Below are 16,241 nucleotides of genomic sequence, written 5' to 3' on the forward strand. Positions count from 1 at the left end.
GTCGGCCGAGCGGATGCGATGAGTGTGGTGACTCCAGCCCCACCGGCCCCGCTCATTCCGGCACAATTCCGAAATCGTGATGCGTAGGCAGGGTCAGCGCATCGGTGCGGGTGATTTGTCGACCGCAGCGAATGGCGGCGGAATCGACGGAACGGCCTGGAAAAGCCTGGTCAGGCGAGCAGTGCCGCGAGGAACTCGAGCATCGCGACCGCGGCGGGGGGGTCGGGCACCCGGTGATCGGCGACGGTGACCCCGTCGCCGATCTTGACGGTCACGTCGTCCGCGCCGAGCGCGCGGAACGCGTCCTCGTCGGTGACGTCGTCGCCGAGGTAGAGCACGGCCGCGGCGCCGATCTCCGCCGCCAGACGGCGCACCGCGGAGCCCTTGTCCGCGTCCGTGACCGCGACCTCGAGCACGTCCTTGCCGGGCTTCAACGTCAGTGACGAATCCACCAGCGCACGCGCGTCCTCCAGCAGCGCGGCTGCGGCAGAACGGTCGGCCACCGGTCGGACGTGCACCGCCACGCTCGCCGGCTTGATCTCGAGGTGGGCACCCGGCGTGCCGGCCACCAGCGGCGCCAGCCGGGCGGCCAGGGCATCGCGACGGGCGGCCAGCTCGCCGGTCAGCGGTCCGTCGAACTCCGCGCCGTGGCTGCCGATCCACCGCAGCTCCCCGGTGAGCCCGCTGGTGCGCTGGAGGTCGGCCACGCCCCGCCCGCTGACCAGCGCGACGGTGACGCCCGGAACGGCGGTGAGCCGGGCGAGCACCTCGGCGACACCCGGTTCGGGCACCGCCTCGGACGGCACGTCGACCAGTCGTGCCAGCACGCCGTCGTAGTCACTGGCGATCAGCAGCGGCCGTCGCGCGGCGAACGCCTGCAGCGCCGCGGCGAGGTCGCCCGGGAGCGCACTCATCCCTGGGCTCCGCCGCGGCCGTTGGACAGCGGCGTGGACTCCCGGCCCGCCGCGCGCCCCGTCGGCTGCCCGCTGGCCTGGTCGTGCAGCGCGCGGAAGAAGGAGTTCGCCCAGTGGTCCAGGTCGTTCTTGACCAGGTGGCGGCGCATGGCGCGCATCCGCTTGGCACCGTCGGCCGCGTCCATCCGCAGCGCCCGGAGCAGCTGGCTCTTGACGCCGGCGATGTCGTGCGGGTTCACCAGGAACGCCTGCTTGAGCTCGGCCGCCGCACCGGCGAACTCCGAGAGCACCAGGGCGCCGCCGAGGTCACCCCGCGCGGCCACGTACTCCTTGGCCACCAGGTTCATGCCGTCGCGGTAGGGGGTGACCAGCATGACGTCGGCCGCGCGGTACAGCGCCGCCAGCTCCTCGCGGGGCATCGACTGGTTGAAGTAGTGCACCGCCGACCCGGCGATCGAGCCGAAGACCCCGTTGATGTGCCCGACCTGCTGCTCGATCGTCTCCCGCATGTGCACGTAGTGCTCCACACGCTCGCGGCTGGGCGTGGCCACCTGCACCAGCACGGTGTCCGGCGCCTCGACCGCGCCGTCCTCGAGCAGCTCCTCGAACGCGTTCAGCCGGAGGCTGATGCCCTTGGTGTAGTCCAGCCGGTCGACGCCCAGGATGATCTTGGACGGGTTGCCGAGCTCCTCGCGGATCTCCTTCGCCCGGGCGAGCACCTCGGGGGAGCGGGCCAGCTCGTCGAACGACGCGACGTCGATGGAGATCGGGAAGGCCTTGGCCGCCACCGTGCGGCCGTCGTACTCGACCACCTGCCCGCGGGCGGGCAGGTCGTGCAGCCGGCGGGCGAGCTGGACGAAGTTCGCCGCCGCGGCCGGCCGCTGGAAACCGACCAGGTCCGCCCCCAGCAGACCCTCCACGATCGCCGAGCGCCAGGGCAGCTGGGTGAACAGCTCGTAGGGCGGGAAGGGGATGTGCAGGAAGAAGCCGATGGTGAGGTCCGGCCGCTGCTGGCGGAGCATCGCCGGCACGAGCTGCAGCTGGTAGTCGTGCACCCAGACGATCGCGTTCTCCGCGGCGATCTCCGCCGTCCGCTCAGCGAAGCGCTTGTTGATCTGGACGTAGGTGTCCCACCAGTTGCGGTGGTACTCCGGCTTCTCGACGACGTCGTGGTAGAGCGGCCACAGCGAGGCGTTGGACATGCCCTCGTAGTAGCGGTCGACCTCGTCCTCGGAGAGCGGGATCGGGACCAGCGACATGCCGCCGGACTCGAACGGCTCGGGCGCCTCGCCCGCGGCGCCGGACCAGCCGACCCAGGCCCCGCCGCGACCGGCGACGAAGGGTTCCAGTGCGGTGACGAGGCCGCCCGGGCTGCGCTGCCAGCGCGTGCTGCCGTCGGGGTCGGTGACCTGGTCGACGGGCAGGCGGTTGGCGACGACGACGACGGGGCTCTCGGCCCCGACCTGCTCGTTCGTGGGATCGGTCATACCAAGGGCAACCCTACCGACCCCCGGCGATCAGAGCAGGCCGGCGGCTCCGTAGGCGGCGGCCGCCGCACCGATGCCGAGCACCAGCGTCCCGCCCAGGTAGGCCGCAGCGGCGCCGGTACGCCGCTGCTCCCCGAGCCGGACGACGTCCGCCCCGAGCGTGGAGAAGGTGGTGAGGGTGCCGCAGAAGCCGGTGCCGACCAGCGCGAGGACCCAGGCGGGCACGTCGGCCACCCCCAGCAGGAATCCCAGGACGGCGCTCCCGGCGACGTTCACCGCCACCGTGCCGACGACCGAGCCGGCGCCCCGGCGGGCGACCGCCAGGCGCTCGGCCAGCAACCGCAGTGGCGCGCCGGCCATAGCGCCCACGATCACGAGCAGCGGGGTCATGCGATCGACTCCTCGGCGGTGATCTCGTCGCCCGGCGTCGGCCGCGATCGGCCGAGCGCACGGCCGGCCAGGAGCCCCAGCGCCGAGGCGGCGACGCCTGCGACCACGGACACCGCCACGTACCCCGCGGCGACACCGGGGCGCCCCGCCTCGGTCAGCTGCACGGTCTCGACGGCGAAGGCGGAGAAGGTGGTGAAGCCGCCGAGGACGCCGGTGCCGAGGAAGGGCCGCAGCCAGGCGGAGCCGGGGGCGCGGGCGAACACCAGAGCGATGAGCAGCCCGAGGACGAGGCAGCCGGTGACGTTGACCAGCAGCGTCGCCCACGGCCAGCCGCCGGCCTCCCGCGGGAGCGCCTCGGCGATCCCCCAGCGCCCCAGGGCGCCCAGCGCGCCCCCGAGGGCGGCGGCGAGGTAGCCGATCACCGAGAGTCCCCCTGTCCGCCGGCCCGGTCATCGGGCAGCATGCCACCGACGAGGGCGCACGACGGCGTGGCCCCGGGCAGCAGAGGAGAAACCGTGGGCCCGCTCTCGGGAGTGCGTGTGGTCGAGTTCGCCGGACTGGGGCCGGGGCCGTTCTGCGGCATGCTTCTGGCCGACCTGGGCGCCGACGTCGTCCGCATCGACCGGCGCGGGAACGGCAGCGGCCTCGGGGCCACGTCGCTGCTGGACCGCGGCAAGCGCTCCATCGCCCTGGACCTCAAGGACCCCGCCGACGTCGAGGTGGTGCGCGCGCTGGTGCGGCGCGCCGACGTGCTGCTCGAGGGGTTCCGCCCCGGCGTCATGGAGCGGCTGGGCCTGGGGCCCGACGCGCTGCTGGCGGAGAACCCCGCGCTGGTCTACGGCCGGATGACCGGCTGGGGCCAGACCGGCCCGCTGTCGCACAGCGCGGGGCACGACATCGGCTACATCGCGCTCACCGGCGCGCTCGGCGCCAGCGGCCGCCCGGACGAGCGCCCGGCGCCGCCGATCAACCTGCTCGGAGACTTCGGCGGCGGGGGAGTGTTCCTCGCCCTGGGAGCCCTGGCCGCGCTGCTGCACGCCCGGACCACCGGGAAGGGGCAGGTCGTCGACGCCGCGATCGTCGACGGCACCGCCGTCCTGACCACGATGATCCACGGGATGCTCTCGACCGGCGCCTGGCAGGACAAGCGCGGGGAGAACCTGCTGGACACCGGCGCGCCGTTCTACGACGTGTACCGCTGCTCCGACGGCCAGTTCCTCGCCGTCGGAGCGCTGGAGCCGCAGTTCTACGCCGCCCTGCTGCAGGGCCTCGGCGTGGCCGGCGACGAGACGTTCCCCGACCGGTACAAGCCCGAGCAGTGGCCGGCCCTGCGGGAGCGGTTCACCGAGCTGTTCGCCGGCCGCACGCGCGACGAGTGGTGGCAGGTCTTCGCCGGCACCGACGCCTGCGTGGCGCCGGTCTGGTCGCTGCTCGAGGCGACCGAGGACGAGCACAACCGCGAGCGCGAGGTCTTCGTCGAGGTCGACGGCACGGTGCAGCCCGCGCCGGCCCCCCGGTTCTCCCTCACGCCGGGTGCGGTCGGCTCGGTGCCGCGCGCCGGGCAGCACAGCGACGAGATCCGCGCCGAGCTCGGCCTCTAGACGCCGTCCTCCCTCACCGCCGAGCGTCCTCCCTCACCGCGCACCGTGAGGGAGGACGCTCGATGATCAGGTCACCTGATCGTGGCGGGGGAGCGGCGACGCCGGAGCGGCTCCAGCTCGGCCAGCTCCTCGTCGGTCGCGACGCGGAAGGGCGGGGTGGCCGGCGCCTCCAGGGCGCTGCGCCCCTGCCCCAGCGTCGCCCGGAGGCTGAGCACGATCGAACCGCCGATCAGCACCGTGATGACGGCGAGGCTCACCGTCGTGGGGATGTAGTAGACGTCGACCTTGAGCAGCATCTTGATGCCGACCCACACCAGCACCAGCGCCAGGCCCACCTTGAGGTACACGAAGCGGTGGATGAGGTCGGCCAGCAGGAAGTACATCGCCCGCAGGCCCAGGATGGCGAAGGCGTTGGCGGTGAAGACCAGGAACGGCTCGTCGGTCACCGCGAAGATCGCCGGGATGGAGTCGACCGCGAAGATGATGTCGGTGACCTCGACCAGCACCAGCACGGCCAGCAGCGGGGTCGCCATGAGGACACCGGCACGGCGGATCAGGAACCGCTGGCCGTGGTACGCGTCGGTCATCGGCACGTAGCGGCGGAACAGCTTCAGCGCCCGGGACTTCTCCGGGTCGAGGTGCTCGTCGCGCTGCCGGATCATCCGGATGCCGGTCCAGAGCAGGAACGCGGCGAACAGGTAGTGGATCCAGCCGAAGCTGGCGATGAGCACCGACCCGCCGGCGATGAACACGCCGCGGAAGATCAACGCACCGAGCACGCCGAAGAAGAGCACCCGGTGCTGGTACTCCCGGGGGACGGCGAAGAAGGTGAAGATGATCGCCCACACGAACACGTTGTCGACGGCGAGCGACTTCTCGATCAGGTAGCCGGCGAAGTACTGCTGGCCGAACTCGGCGCCGTGCGCCCACCACACCCACGCGCCGAAGGCGACACCGATGGTCACCCACACCACCGACCAGGCGGCCGCCTCGCGGACGGCGATCACATGCGCCTTGCGGTGGGCGAACAGGTCGATCGCGAGCATGCCGAGGATCAGCCCCAGCACCGCGAACCAGAGCCACAGGGAGACGTCCACGCGCGTACCACTCCTCCAGTAGGGCCGTGCCCACTGAAGGTCTCTCCCGGCCGCTCGGTGGCGGCCCGCTCCGCCGGACTCCATGGGAAGCCGTAGTGACGACGACGCGCTGAGGGATACTCCCCTTCTGAAGAAGAGTGAAGCAGACTTCACCTGTTGGCGCCACCCCGCACCGGAGAGGACCACCGTGCCGGAGGACCGCTCCTGGACCTTCCTCACCAACCACGCGCACGTGCTGCTCGCAGTCGCCCGGTCGCCGGACGCCCGGGTCGCCGAGATCGCCGCAGAGGTCGGGGTCACCACCCGGGCCGCGCTGAGCATCCTGCGCGACCTGGAGGAGGCCGGTCACCTGACCCGCACCCGCCAGGGCCGGCGGACGCACTACGAGATCCGGCCGCACCAGCACTTCCGGCACCCCAGCACGGCGGCGCACGAGATCGACGGCCTGATCGCGCTCCTGGGCCGCTGATCCCCGTCCTCCCTCACCGCAGCGCCTCCTCCCTCACCGCGCACCGTGAGGGAGGACGCGCCACGATCAGGTCACCTGATCATCGCGGGGGAGGCGTCAGCGCTTCCGGGTCTCGGGGAAGAGCAGGTCGACGAAGCGCTCGACGGTCGGCTGGGGCTCGTGGTTGGCGAGCCCCGGCCGCTCGTTGGCCTCGATGAACACGTAGTCCCGCCCGGTCACGTCGGGCACGAGCAGGTCGATGCCGGTGACCGGGATGTCCAGCGCCGCGGCGGCCCGGACGGCGGCAGCGGCGACCTCCGGGTGCAGCTCGGCGGTGACGTCCTCGATGGTGCCGCCGGTGTGCAGGTTCGCCGTGCGCCGCACCTGGATGCGCTCGCCGTTCGGGGGGACGTCGTCCATCCCGTAGCCGGCGTCGGCGACCACGTCGGTGGTCGTGGCGTCCAGCGGGATCCGTGACTCCCCGCCGGTGGCGCGCTCGCGCCGCCGGCTGGTGGAGCGGATCAGCTCGGTCACCGTGCTCCGCCCGTCCCCGATGACCTCGGCGGGGCGGCGGACGGCGGCCGCGACGACCGCCCGGTCAATGACCAGCACCCGCAGGTCCTGGCCGGGCACCAGCTCCTCCACCAGGACGTCGGGGCAGAACTGCAGCGCCAGGCCGACGGCGCGCTGCAACCCGGCCTCGTCGCGCACGCCCACGGTGATGCCGCGCCCCTGCTCCCCGCGGGCCGGCTTGACCACCACCGCGCCGACCTCGGCCACCAGGGCGAGGGCCTCGTCGAGCTCGCCCTCGCAGGCCAGCGCCCCGCGGGCCACGCGGACCCCGGCGCGCTCCATGATCCGCCGGGTCACCCGCTTGTCGTCGCAGCGGCTCATCGCCACCGCGGTGGTGAACTCCGACAGCGACTCGCGGGTGACGACGGTCCGGCCGCCGACCGACAGGCGAAGCTCGCCCCACTCGGGGTCGGTGACCTCCACGCGGATCCCCCGGCGCAGCGCCTCCTCGGCGATGAGCAGCGCGTAGGGGTTGAGGGCCTCCAGGCCGGGGGGGCGGGCGGCGAACAGGCCTGCGTTGATCGGGTTCTTCCGCTTGACGCAGACGGCCGAGACGCGGCCGAAGCCGAGCTTGCGGTACAGCCGGATCGCGCCCTCGTTGTCGTGCATGACCGAGAGGTCGAGGTAGGCGCGTCCGCGGCCGACGTAGCGCTCGGCGAGCACCCGCACCAGCGCCTCGCCGGTGCCGGGCGGGGCGTCCTGGTTGTGCACGGCCAGGCACCAGAGGCTGGTGCCGGCCTCCGGGTCGTCGAAGGCCAGCGCGTGGTCGACGCCGGTGACGGTCCCGATGATCCGGCCGGTGCGCTGGTCCTCCGCGATCAGGTAGGTGAAGCAGCGGGTGCGGTGGTTGGCCCACATGACGTCGGCTTCGCCGAGCACCATCCCGTTGAGCGCGTAGATCTCGTTGATCGCCTCCATGTCCGCGCGCGAGGTCGCGGTGCGGACGAAGACGTCGCGGATGAGCTCGGGCCGCGGGCGGTAGCGGTGGAGGTCCAGCCGGTAGGTGTAGCTCGGGTCGATGAAGAGCTCGTCGGGCGCGAGGCCGACGAGCACGTGCGGATCCCGCGGGTAGATGCAGATGTCCCGCTCGCCGCTCTCCTCCGCGCGCAGGGCGTCGACGATGCCGCGCAGGTCGGCGAAGGTCTGGCCCATGACCAGCCGGCCCCACCCCATGTCGAGGACGACGTCCTCCCGCATCCCCTGCCGCTGGTGCGCGGAGGGCTCCCGCCACGACCGGTCGGTCATGGGCGGGGTCGCGACCGGTGTCCTGCGCCGGTGACCGGCGATCCGCGTCATGGCGCCGCTCAGGCCACGTGGGTCTGCAGCCACAGCTCGAGCAGGCCGAGCTGCCAGAGCTTGTTGCCGCGCAGGGGTGTGAGCTCGCCGTTCGGGTCGGCGAGCAGCTCGCGCACGTACTCGGGCCGGAACAGCCCGCGGTCCCGGGCGGCGTCGCCGGCGAGCGCGTCGCGGACCAGGCCCAGCACCTTGCCCTCGAGGTGGGTGATCGACGGCACCGGGAAGTAGCCCTTGGGCCGGTCGATGACCTCCGGCGGGATGATCCGCCGGCCGATCGCCTTGAGCACGCCCTTGCCGCCGTCGGCCAGCTTCAGCTCCGGCGGGCACATCGCCGCCAGCTCGACCAGGTCGTGGTCCAGGAAGGGCACCCGGGCCTCCAGGCCCCAGGCCATGGACATGTTGTCCACCCGCTTGACCGGGTCGTCGACCAGCATGATCTCGCTGTCCAGGCGCAGCGCGGCGTCGACGGCGGTCTCCGCGCCGGCGGCCGCCATGTGGGCACGCACGAACGCCAGGCTCGGGTCGTCGGCGAGGGCGTACCGGTCGGCGACGACGCCGCGCATCTGCCCGTGGTCGCGGTCGAAGAACGCCTGGGCGTAGGTCTGCACCGCCGACTCGCGGCCGACCCCGGCCAGCGGCGGGTACCAGTGGTAGCCGGCGAACACCTCGTCGGCGCCCTGCCCGGACTGGACCACCTTGATGGACTGGGACACCCGCTCGCTGAGCAGGTCGAAGGCGACGACGTCGTGGCTGACCATCGGCTCGGCCATCGCCCCGATGGCGTGACCGAGCGCCCCGGCCAGCTCGTCGGAGCCGACCCGGATCCGGTGGTGATCGGTGCCGACGTGCTCGGCGATGACGTCGGAGTAGGCGAACTCGTCGCCCTCGTGCCCGCCGACGGACTCGAAGCCGATGGAGTAGGTCGCCAGGCCGGTCTGCCCCTCCTGGGCGAGCAGGCCGACGATCAGGCTGGAGTCCAGGCCGCCCGAGAGCAGCACGCCCACGGGGATGTCGGCGACCAGCCGCCGGCGGACGGCGACCCGCAGCGCCTCCTCGATCGCGTCCTCCCAGTCGCGCGCGGACCAGTTCGCGTGCTCGGCGCGGCGCTCGTAGGTGGCGTTCCAGTAGCGGCGCTCGGTGCTCGTGCCGTCGGCCTCGACGATCCGCAGCGTGGCCGGCGGCAGCTTGCGGACGCCGTTGAGGATCGTGCGCGGCGCCGGGACGACGGCGTGCCAGGAGAGGTAGTGGTGCAGCGCGACCGGGTCGATCGAGGTGTCGACGTCGCCGGCCTTGAGCAGGGCGGGCAGGGTCGAGGCGAACCGCAGCCGCTTGCCCGGCGTCTCGGCGAGGTAGAGCGGCTTGATGCCCAGCCGGTCCCGGGCCAGGACCACCCGGCCGGTGTCCCGCTCGTGGATGACGAAGGCGAACATCCCGTGCAGGTGCGAGACGACGTCGGGGCCCCAGTGGTGGTAGCCCTTGAGGATCACCTCGGTGTCGCTGTGCGAGAAGAAGCGGTAGCCGTGGCCCTCCAGCTCGGCGCGCAGCTCCCGGTAGTCGTAGATGCAGCCGTTGAAGACGGCGGTCAGCCCGAGCTCGTTGTCGACCATCGGCTGCGAACCGCAGGTGGAGAGGTCGATGACCGAGAGCCGGCGGTGACCGAAGGCCACCCGGCCGCTGCTCCACGACCCCTGGCCGTCCGGGCCGCGCGGGACCAGGGCCTCCACCATGCGTGCGACGGCCGTGGTGTCCGCCGTCGAACCGTCGAAGGTGATCTCTCCGCACAGGCCGCACATGCAGACCGATCTAACCCGCTGGGCGGGGTTCACGCCCTCCGGGGAGCAAGATCACATCCAGTCGTCACACGGTTCCACGTGGAACGTGCCCAGGGCAGAGACGGCCATCTCTGCCCTGGGCCGGTCAGCTGCCGGTGAGCTGGGCGACCGCCGCGAGGACGTCGACCAGGCCGGCGCCCTTGTCGAAGGACGTCGTGCGGCCGCCGACCGAGGCGTAGGGCGCACCGTCGGTGAACCGGTGCGCGCTGCCGACCAGCGCCGCCTCGATCTCCGCAGGCGTGGCGGCCGGGTCGGCCTGGAACAGCTGGGCCACGATGCCGGCGACGTGCGGCGCGGCCATCGACGTCCCGCTGATGGTGTTGAAGGTGCCCACGTCGAGCAGGCCGGGGCCGTTGCGGAAGTCCAGCCCGGTGGCGCAGATCGGCAGGTACGGGCGGCAGGCCGAGGTGATCGTGTCGCCGGGCGCGGCGAGGTCCGGCCAGGTGGAGGGGTCGGCGGACGCGCCGCGGGAGGAGAACTCGCTGACGACGCCGTCCCGGGTGCCGGTCTCCAGGTCGGAGTACGAGGCGACCGAGAGGATGCCGCCGGTCGGGTCCTGGCCGGGCGGGTTGGTGACCGAGGCCGAGCCGTCGCCGCCGTCGTTGCCGGCCGCCCAGACGGTCACGACGCCCTCGGCGGCCAGGGCCCGCTGCAGCTTGACGGTGGCCGAGTTCGGGTCGAAGGCGCCGCCGCCGGTCGGGCCGTAGCTGTTGTTCGTCACCTTGATCGGCGGGCAGACGGTGGGGGAGACGCCCGCGCCGCACGGCGCCTCGTGGTTCTCCAGCACCCAGTTCAGCGCGGAGTCGGCGCCGACGATCAGCAGCACGGCACCGGTGGAGATCGACACCAGGCTCGCGCCGGGGGCCGCTCCCTGCAGCCGGCCGCCGTCGGACAGCGTCGTCGGCCGGCCGGCCACGATCCCGCTCACGTGCGTGCCGTGCCCACCCAGGGAGAGCGTGTCGGTGTCGACCACCGACGGCACCCGGACGACGCAGTCGGGCGTCGGCGTCGCCTCCACCAGGCACAAGCTCTTGAGGTTGGCGACGACGGCGCTGCGACCGTCGGCGTCGCGGAGGTACGGGTGGTTCGGGTCGACGCCGGAGTCGATCACCGCCACCGAGACGCCGCTGCCGTCGAGGGCCTCGCCGTTCGCGCCGGTCAGCGTGGCCGCGGCCTCCGCGCCCCGGGTGGCGACGTTGGACGTCTCCTGCGCGAACTCGATGGGGCTGTTGCCCTCGAGGTAGGTCACGCCCGGCTGGGTGCGCGCGGACTCGATCTGCCCGGCGGTGCCCGAGGCGACCACCACGCCGATCCGCTCGAACTCGGTGACGGTGCTCATCCCCGTGGCCGCGACGGCGGCGCGGGCGGCGGCGGCGTCGACGCCGTGCACCAGCACCGTGGTGCTGCCGGTCAGGCCGGCCAGCTGGGCGGCCAGGAAATCCTGCACGGGCGCGAGCGGCCCGGTCGGCGCGGCGGAGGCGGGAGCGGCAGCCAGTGCGGCGACGACGACCGCCCCGCTGACGGCGCCGAGCACGCGGCGGGGGAGACGGCGGGACGAGCGGCGCATGGGCCCTCCAGGGCAGGACACGACGGTGTGTGCTCTGCGACAACGACGTCCTCGCCGGAGGGTTACCCACCGGGTCCGGCGGCGCCTTCCCTCACCGCGGCGCGAGCTCCCGCACGGTGCACGCCGAGGGAGGTGGCGCCGACCCCGTACCGGCGCCCGGACGCGGCGCGAGAGGATGTCCGGGTGCTCCCCGCCGTCCGCCCCGCGCCGCAGCGGTGACGCCGTTCCTCGTCGTCGCGACGACGATCGTGGCGGTGCTGCTGGTCGTGGCGGGGCTGGCCTCGACGCTGGCCCGGCGGCAGATCGGGCTGGTCCACCTGGCCCTGGCCGCCGTCGTCGAGGTCCTGCTGGTGGTGCAGGCGGTGCTCGCGCTGGCCGCCATGGACGCCGACACCCCCGCCGACACCCCGTCGTTCCTCGGCTACCTGTTCGGCGTGGTGCTCATCCCGGTCGCCGGGGTGCTGTGGGCGCGCACCGAGGTGACCCGCTGGGCCGGCACGGTGCTGGCCGTCGCGGGTGCGTCGGTGGGCGTCATGGTGTGGCGGCTGCTCGAGCTCTGGGAGGCGACCGGTGCCTGACGACCGCGCGCTGGGCGCGCCCGCCGAGGCGGGTTCCGGGTCCGGCGTCTCCCGCGTGCTGGTGGCGCTGTACGCCGTCTTCGCGCTCGCCGCGGGGGCGCGGGCCGCCGTCCAGCTGGCGACCCGTTTCGACGAGGCACCCGTGGCCTACCTGCTCTCGGCGCTCGCCGCGGTGGTCTACCTGGTGGCCACGGTGGCGTTGGCCCGCGGGGCGGCCGGGCGGCGGGTGGCCCTGGCCGCGATCAGCGTCGAGCTGGTGGGCGTCCTCGTCGTCGGCACGCTGTCGCTGGCCGACGCGGCGGCGTTCCCGGACGAGACGGTGTGGTCGGGCTACGGCCGCGGCTACCTGTACGTCCCCCTGGTGCTGCCGGTGCTCGGCCTCGCCGTCCTGCTCCGCCGGCGGACGGCGGGCGGCACGGCGCGCTGAGCTCAGAAGTCGCCGCCCCCGAAATCCCCGCCGCCCCCGAAGTCCCCACCGCCGAAGTCGCCCCCGCCCCCGAGGTCACCGGTGTCGGATCCGTCCTCGTAGCCCTGGGCGTAGGCCTCCTCGTCGCCCCCGCCGAACAGGCCCCCGTCGCCCGGGCCGCTGTCGAACAGGGCGTCCGCGACCGCGGTGCCGATGACCAGGCCGCCGATCGTGCCCAGCAGGCTGCCACCGATCATGCTGCCCATCCCCGGCCCGCCGTACCCGCCGCCGTAGCCCTGGCGGCCGCCGTACCCGGGCTGCGCCCCGTAGCCGGGGCCGTAGCCGCCCAGGGCCCGCTCCAGCGTGCCCGGCTGGCGCATCTCCACCCGGGTGGCCACCCGGGCGAGGGTCGCGGCGTCGTCGGTGCGCGGGCGCTCGGCGGCCGGCACGGCGGCGGCGAGCTGCGCGAGCACCTGCTGCCGCTGGTCGGTGGTGAGCTGGGCGAAGGCCTCGGCGTGCGCCTGCTCGATCTGCTCCGGCGGCGCGGTGCGCAGCAGGTAGCGGTAGCGGGCCACCGCCTGCTCGTCGGGCAGCGGCTGCCCGGCCGGTTGCCGGTGGGTGCCGTAGCCCGCGTTGCCGTAGCCCGCGGGCTGTCGGGGGGTGCGGCCCAAGAGCCGGTCGAGCAGTCCCATGGCGTTCCTCCTGCGGTGTCGCACCCCACTCTGCCGCTGTTCTGCCGACGTCGGGTGCCCGATCGCGCCGTCATCGTCCGGAATCCGCCGGCAGAGTGGCGGGCTCCGGGCGCGCTCAGCCCTCCGGCCGGTGCAGCAGCCCGTAGGCGCCGCGGTGGAACAGCAGCGGGCGCCGGTCGGGCGCCGCGCCCAGGTCGAGCACGCGGGCCACCACGATGGTGTGGTCACCGCCGTCGTACTCGGCCCACAGCTCGCCGTCGATCCAGGCGACGACGTCGTCGAGGACCGGCGAGCCGTGCGGGCTCGGCGTCCACGGCACCCCGTCGAACTTGTCGGCGCCGGAGCGGGCGAAGTTCTGCGAGACGTCGTCCTGACCCTCGGCCAGCACGTTGATGCAGAACCGGCCGAGGGTGCGCAGCTGCGCCCAGGTCCGCGACGAGCGGGCCGGGGCGAACGCGACCAGCGGCGGGTCCAGCGACAGCGAGCTGAACGACTGGCAGGTGAACCCGATCGGGCCCGCGTCGGTGGCGGCGGTCAGCACGGTGACACCGGAGGCGAAGTGGCCCAGGACGTCGCGCATGACCCGCGGGTCGACGATGCGCTGCGGCTCCCCGGACAGCGCGTCGCTCACCGGGCATCCCGGGGAACGGAGCGCCCGCCGGCGCGGTAGAGGGAGCTGGGCAGCTCGTGGCCGACCACCCGTTCCGTCGCGGCGGCGGCGAGCAGCAGCGCGTCGAGGTCCAGGCCGGTGCGCACGCCGGACTCCTCCAGCATGTAGACCAGCTCCTCGGTGGCGATGTTGCCGCTGGCGCCCGGGGCGAAGGGGCAGCCGCCGAGGCCGCCGATCGAGGAGTCGAGCTGGGTCACCCCGGCCTGGACGGCGACCAGCGCGTTGGCCTGGCCGGTCCCGCGGGTGTCGTGGAAGTGCACGCCCAACGGCACGCCGGGGCAGGCGCGGCGGACGGCGTCGAGCATCTGCACCACGCGCAGCGGCGTCGTCGTCCCGATGGTGTCGCCCAGGCACAGCTGATCGGCGCCGGCGGTGACGGCGGCGCGGGCGACGTCGACCGTGCGGGCGATCGGCGTGCGGCCGTCGAAGGGGCAGTCCCACGCGGTGGCGATGATGACCTCCAGCGACCCTCCGGCGCCGTGGGCCAGCTCGGCGATCTCGCCGACGGCGTGGACGGCCTCCGCGGTCGAGCGGCCGGCGTTGGCGCGGCTGTGCCCGTCGGCGGCGGAGACCACGTACTCGAGGTCGGGCACCCCCGCGTCGACGGACCGGACGGCGCCGCGCGGATTGGCCACCAGGGCCGACCAGTGCACCTCCGGCCAGCGGGACAGCTCGGCGGCCAGCCGGTCGGCGTCGGCGAGGGCCGGGACCGCCTTGGGCGAGACGAACGACGTCGCCTCGATCCGGCGCACTCCGGAGGCGACGAGCGCCTCCAGCATCTCCAGTTTGGCCTCGAGCGGGACGGGCGCCTCGAGCTGCAGGCCGTCGCGCATGCCCACCTCGCGGACGTCGACCTCCGCGGGCAGGACCAGGTCGAACTCGTGCACGGGTGCCTCCTGACGTAACCCTCCGTGCATCCTGCACCCGTCCGGTGTCCCCCGATGAGGCGACCCGGAACGGTTCTGTGATGCCTGGCGTCCCCTTCGTCGGTGCCGTCGCGCAAGATGAGAGTCCGGAACGGAGGTGGGGCGGTGGTCGAGGTGATGGGCGCGTTCCCTCCTGCCGACCGTCGCAGTGCCTTCGCCAACGCCCCGGTGGGGCTGGCGCTGACGACCCCCGACGGCGTCCTGGTCGACGTGAACCCCGCGTTCTGCGCGCTGCTGGAGCGCACCGGCGAGGAGCTGTACGGCACCTCCCTGCTCGACCTGATCCACCCGGAGGGGGCGTCCGCCGCGCGGGTCGCGCACGCCGACCTGCTGGCCGACACGAGCCGGCCGATGCGGCACGAGACCCGGCTCGTGCGCGCCGGCTCCACCGTCGTCCCCGTGCAGCTGACCGCCTCCTGGGTCGAGGAGACCCCCGAAGGGCAGGCCGCGCACCTCGTCGTCATCGTCGAGGACATCACCGAGCGCAAGGCGCTCGAGGCGCAGCTGGTGCACCGCTCGCTGCACGACCCGCTCACCGGGCTGCCCAACCGGCTGCTGTTCCAGGACCGGCTGTGGCACGCCCTGGAGCGTGGTCAGCGCGAGCGCACGCCCACCTGCGTGCTGATCATGGACCTCGACGGGTTCAAGGCCGTCAACGACGAGCTCGGCCACCCGATGGGCGACCTCGTACTGGTCGCCTTCGCCGACCGGCTGCGCTCGGTGCTGCGGGCCAGCGACACCGCGGCCCGCCTCGGCGGGGACGAGTTCAGCATCGTCTGCGAGAACACCGACCGGCCCGACGCCGAAGTGCTCGCCGCCCGCCTGCGCGCGGCGGTGACCGCACCGCTGGAGCTCAGCGGCCATGAGGTCTCGATCGGCATCAGCATCGGGATCGGCTCCGCGCCGGGCGGCGAGGAGCCCGGCGACGTCCACGAGCGGGTGATCCGGGCCGCGGACGACGCGATGTACGCGGACAAGGCCGCCCGGCGTCGCCGCGGGCGGCCACGCTCCCGCTGAGCCGCCCGGTCAGGCGCCGGAGGAGACCCAGCCGACGGTGTCGCGCACGCGGGCGAGGATCGCGGTGACGACGGGCAGGGCGAACCCGACGGTGGCGAACGAGACGATGAACGTCGCGTCGTCCCCGTAGAGCGTGCTCGCGCCGAGCAGGCCGATGAGCACCAGCGAGACCGTGGCGGCCAGCGCGGAGAAGAAGAGCAGGTCCGCGGACTTCCGGGCCAGCAGCCGGACGCTCCCGGTGATCAGGCCCGCCGCGCAGAGCAGGCCGGTGACGACCGTCAGCACGTAGACGGCCTCGTCGTCGCCGGAGGTCAGGCCGAACAGGAAGCCGGTGGTCATGAGGGCGGTGAGCCCGCCGGTCACGAACCCCAGGACGGCCGCGGCGGTGGCGATCCCGGGACGACCCGGCCCGGCCGGCCACGCCGGCACGCGGCCGGGCCAGTAGCCGTAGGGCTGGCCGTACCCGGGCTGCGGATAGCCCGGCGGTGGGTAGCCGGCCGGCGCGTACCCCTGCTGCGGGTAGGCCTGCTGCGGATAGGCCTGCTGCGGATAGCCCTGCTGCGGATAGCCGGGCGGCGGGCCGTAGCCGTAGGGCTGGCCGTACCCCTGCTGCGGGTATCCCTGCTGGCCAGGTGCCGGCTGGCCGTGGCCAAGCGGCGGTCCGTAGGACGGCGGCCCCGCGTAGCTCTCCGGCGTCCCCTCGTGCTCCGACCCGTGTTCGCTCACCCGGCCAGTCTGCCGGGTGCC

17 protein-coding genes are annotated in these 16,241 nt (G+C 73.7%); 5 read left to right on the top strand and 12 right to left on the bottom strand.

The features are described from left to right. Positions 1-170 precede the first annotated feature (170 nt). From otsB to crcB, 4 genes are read right to left on the bottom strand one after another with little or no spacing between them, the layout of a single operon-like run. Complete coding sequence (otsB, locus tag CRP29_RS19500) at positions 171-914, bottom strand: trehalose-phosphatase (RefSeq protein ID WP_097196713.1); 744 nt, start codon at positions 912-914, stop codon at positions 171-173. After that, entirely contained in the window at positions 911-2,401 is a 1,491-nt protein-coding gene (locus CRP29_RS19505; RefSeq protein ID WP_097196714.1) for an alpha,alpha-trehalose-phosphate synthase (UDP-forming), read from the bottom strand. The genes otsB and CRP29_RS19505 overlap by 4 nt, the downstream gene beginning before the upstream one ends. A gap of 30 nt (positions 2,402-2,431) precedes the next feature. Further along, positions 2,432-2,791 (bottom strand): fluoride efflux transporter FluC, encoded by a 360-nt coding sequence (locus CRP29_RS19510; protein ID WP_097196715.1) that lies wholly within the window; start codon positions 2,789-2,791, stop codon positions 2,432-2,434. After that, a complete protein-coding gene (gene crcB, locus CRP29_RS19515; protein WP_245853096.1) occupies positions 2,788-3,213 on the bottom strand; it encodes a fluoride efflux transporter CrcB in 426 nt (141 codons plus the stop codon). Before crcB ends, CRP29_RS19510 begins: the two co-directional genes overlap by 4 nt. Positions 3,214-3,306: 93 nt before the next feature. Between crcB and CRP29_RS19520 the strand changes: the two genes are divergently transcribed. Further along, a complete protein-coding gene (locus CRP29_RS19520; protein WP_245853097.1) occupies positions 3,307-4,392 on the top strand; it encodes a CaiB/BaiF CoA transferase family protein in 1,086 nt (361 codons plus the stop codon). Between the two features lie 71 nt (positions 4,393-4,463). On the opposite strand, the gene CRP29_RS19525 is transcribed toward CRP29_RS19520, so the two are convergent. Continuing rightward, positions 4,464-5,489, bottom strand: coding sequence for a TerC family protein (locus CRP29_RS19525; protein WP_097196717.1), 1,026 nt, complete (start codon positions 5,487-5,489; stop codon positions 4,464-4,466). A 187-nt stretch (positions 5,490-5,676) separates the two neighbouring features. Between CRP29_RS19525 and CRP29_RS19530 the strand changes: the two genes are divergently transcribed. Then, complete coding sequence (locus tag CRP29_RS19530) at positions 5,677-5,958, top strand: helix-turn-helix transcriptional regulator (RefSeq protein WP_245853098.1); 282 nt, start codon at positions 5,677-5,679, stop codon at positions 5,956-5,958. 96 nt (positions 5,959-6,054) lie between these two features. Here CRP29_RS19530 and ngg read toward each other — a convergent pair whose 3' ends face one another. The 3 genes from ngg to CRP29_RS19545 all read right to left on the bottom strand — a co-directional run bounded on the left by ngg (position 6,055) and on the right by CRP29_RS19545 (position 11,205). Further along, positions 6,055-7,755 carry an N-acetylglutaminylglutamine synthetase gene (gene ngg / locus CRP29_RS19535; RefSeq protein ID WP_245853099.1) on the bottom strand — a complete coding sequence of 567 codons (1,701 nt, stop codon included), beginning with the start codon at positions 7,753-7,755 and terminating at the stop codon, positions 6,055-6,057. Positions 7,756-7,814: 59 nt separating this feature from the next. After that, a complete protein-coding gene (locus tag CRP29_RS19540; protein ID WP_097196720.1) occupies positions 7,815-9,599 on the bottom strand; it encodes an N-acetylglutaminylglutamine amidotransferase in 1,785 nt (594 codons plus the stop codon). Between the two features lie 124 nt (positions 9,600-9,723). Continuing rightward, the gene (locus CRP29_RS19545) at positions 9,724-11,205 is read right to left on the bottom strand and encodes a S8 family serine peptidase (RefSeq protein ID WP_097196721.1); all 1,482 of its coding nucleotides are present in this window, start codon (positions 11,203-11,205) and stop codon (positions 9,724-9,726) included. Positions 11,206-11,420: 215 nt separating this feature from the next. Between CRP29_RS19545 and CRP29_RS19550 the strand changes: the two genes are divergently transcribed. Both CRP29_RS19550 and CRP29_RS19555 read left to right on the top strand, forming a co-directional pair. Further along, positions 11,421-11,783, top strand: coding sequence for a hypothetical protein (locus tag CRP29_RS19550; protein ID WP_097196722.1), 363 nt, complete (start codon positions 11,421-11,423; stop codon positions 11,781-11,783). After that, complete coding sequence (locus tag CRP29_RS19555; RefSeq protein ID WP_097196723.1) at positions 11,776-12,210, top strand: hypothetical protein; 435 nt, start codon at positions 11,776-11,778, stop codon at positions 12,208-12,210. Before CRP29_RS19550 ends, CRP29_RS19555 begins: the two co-directional genes overlap by 8 nt. A gap of 2 nt (positions 12,211-12,212) precedes the next feature. Here CRP29_RS19555 and CRP29_RS19560 read toward each other — a convergent pair whose 3' ends face one another. The 3 genes from CRP29_RS19560 to CRP29_RS19570 all read right to left on the bottom strand — a co-directional run bounded on the left by CRP29_RS19560 (position 12,213) and on the right by CRP29_RS19570 (position 14,438). Beyond that, positions 12,213-12,881, bottom strand: coding sequence for a hypothetical protein (locus tag CRP29_RS19560; RefSeq protein ID WP_097196724.1), 669 nt, complete (start codon positions 12,879-12,881; stop codon positions 12,213-12,215). A gap of 115 nt (positions 12,882-12,996) precedes the next feature. Then, positions 12,997-13,512 carry a flavin reductase family protein gene (locus CRP29_RS19565; RefSeq protein WP_245853100.1) on the bottom strand — a complete coding sequence of 172 codons (516 nt, stop codon included), beginning with the start codon at positions 13,510-13,512 and terminating at the stop codon, positions 12,997-12,999. Further along, positions 13,509-14,438 carry a hydroxymethylglutaryl-CoA lyase gene (locus CRP29_RS19570; RefSeq protein WP_097196725.1) on the bottom strand — a complete coding sequence of 310 codons (930 nt, stop codon included), beginning with the start codon at positions 14,436-14,438 and terminating at the stop codon, positions 13,509-13,511. The genes CRP29_RS19565 and CRP29_RS19570 overlap by 4 nt, the downstream gene beginning before the upstream one ends. 144 nt (positions 14,439-14,582) lie before the next feature. Here CRP29_RS19570 and CRP29_RS19575 point away from each other — a divergent pair, with 144 nt between their 5' ends. Continuing rightward, positions 14,583-15,494 (top strand): sensor domain-containing diguanylate cyclase, encoded by a 912-nt coding sequence (locus CRP29_RS19575; protein WP_245853101.1) that lies wholly within the window; start codon positions 14,583-14,585, stop codon positions 15,492-15,494. Positions 15,495-15,503: 9 nt separating this feature from the next. Here the strand turns inward: CRP29_RS19575 and CRP29_RS19580 are convergent, their stop codons facing one another. Next, positions 15,504-16,220, bottom strand: a complete 717-nt coding sequence (locus tag CRP29_RS19580) for a hypothetical protein (RefSeq protein WP_097196726.1) — start codon at positions 16,218-16,220, stop codon at positions 15,504-15,506. Positions 16,221-16,241 lie beyond the last annotated feature (21 nt).

This window comes from Blastococcus aggregatus (assembly GCF_900221005.1).
In the GTDB taxonomy this organism is placed as follows: Bacteria; Actinomycetota; Actinomycetes; order Mycobacteriales; family Geodermatophilaceae; genus Blastococcus; species Blastococcus aggregatus.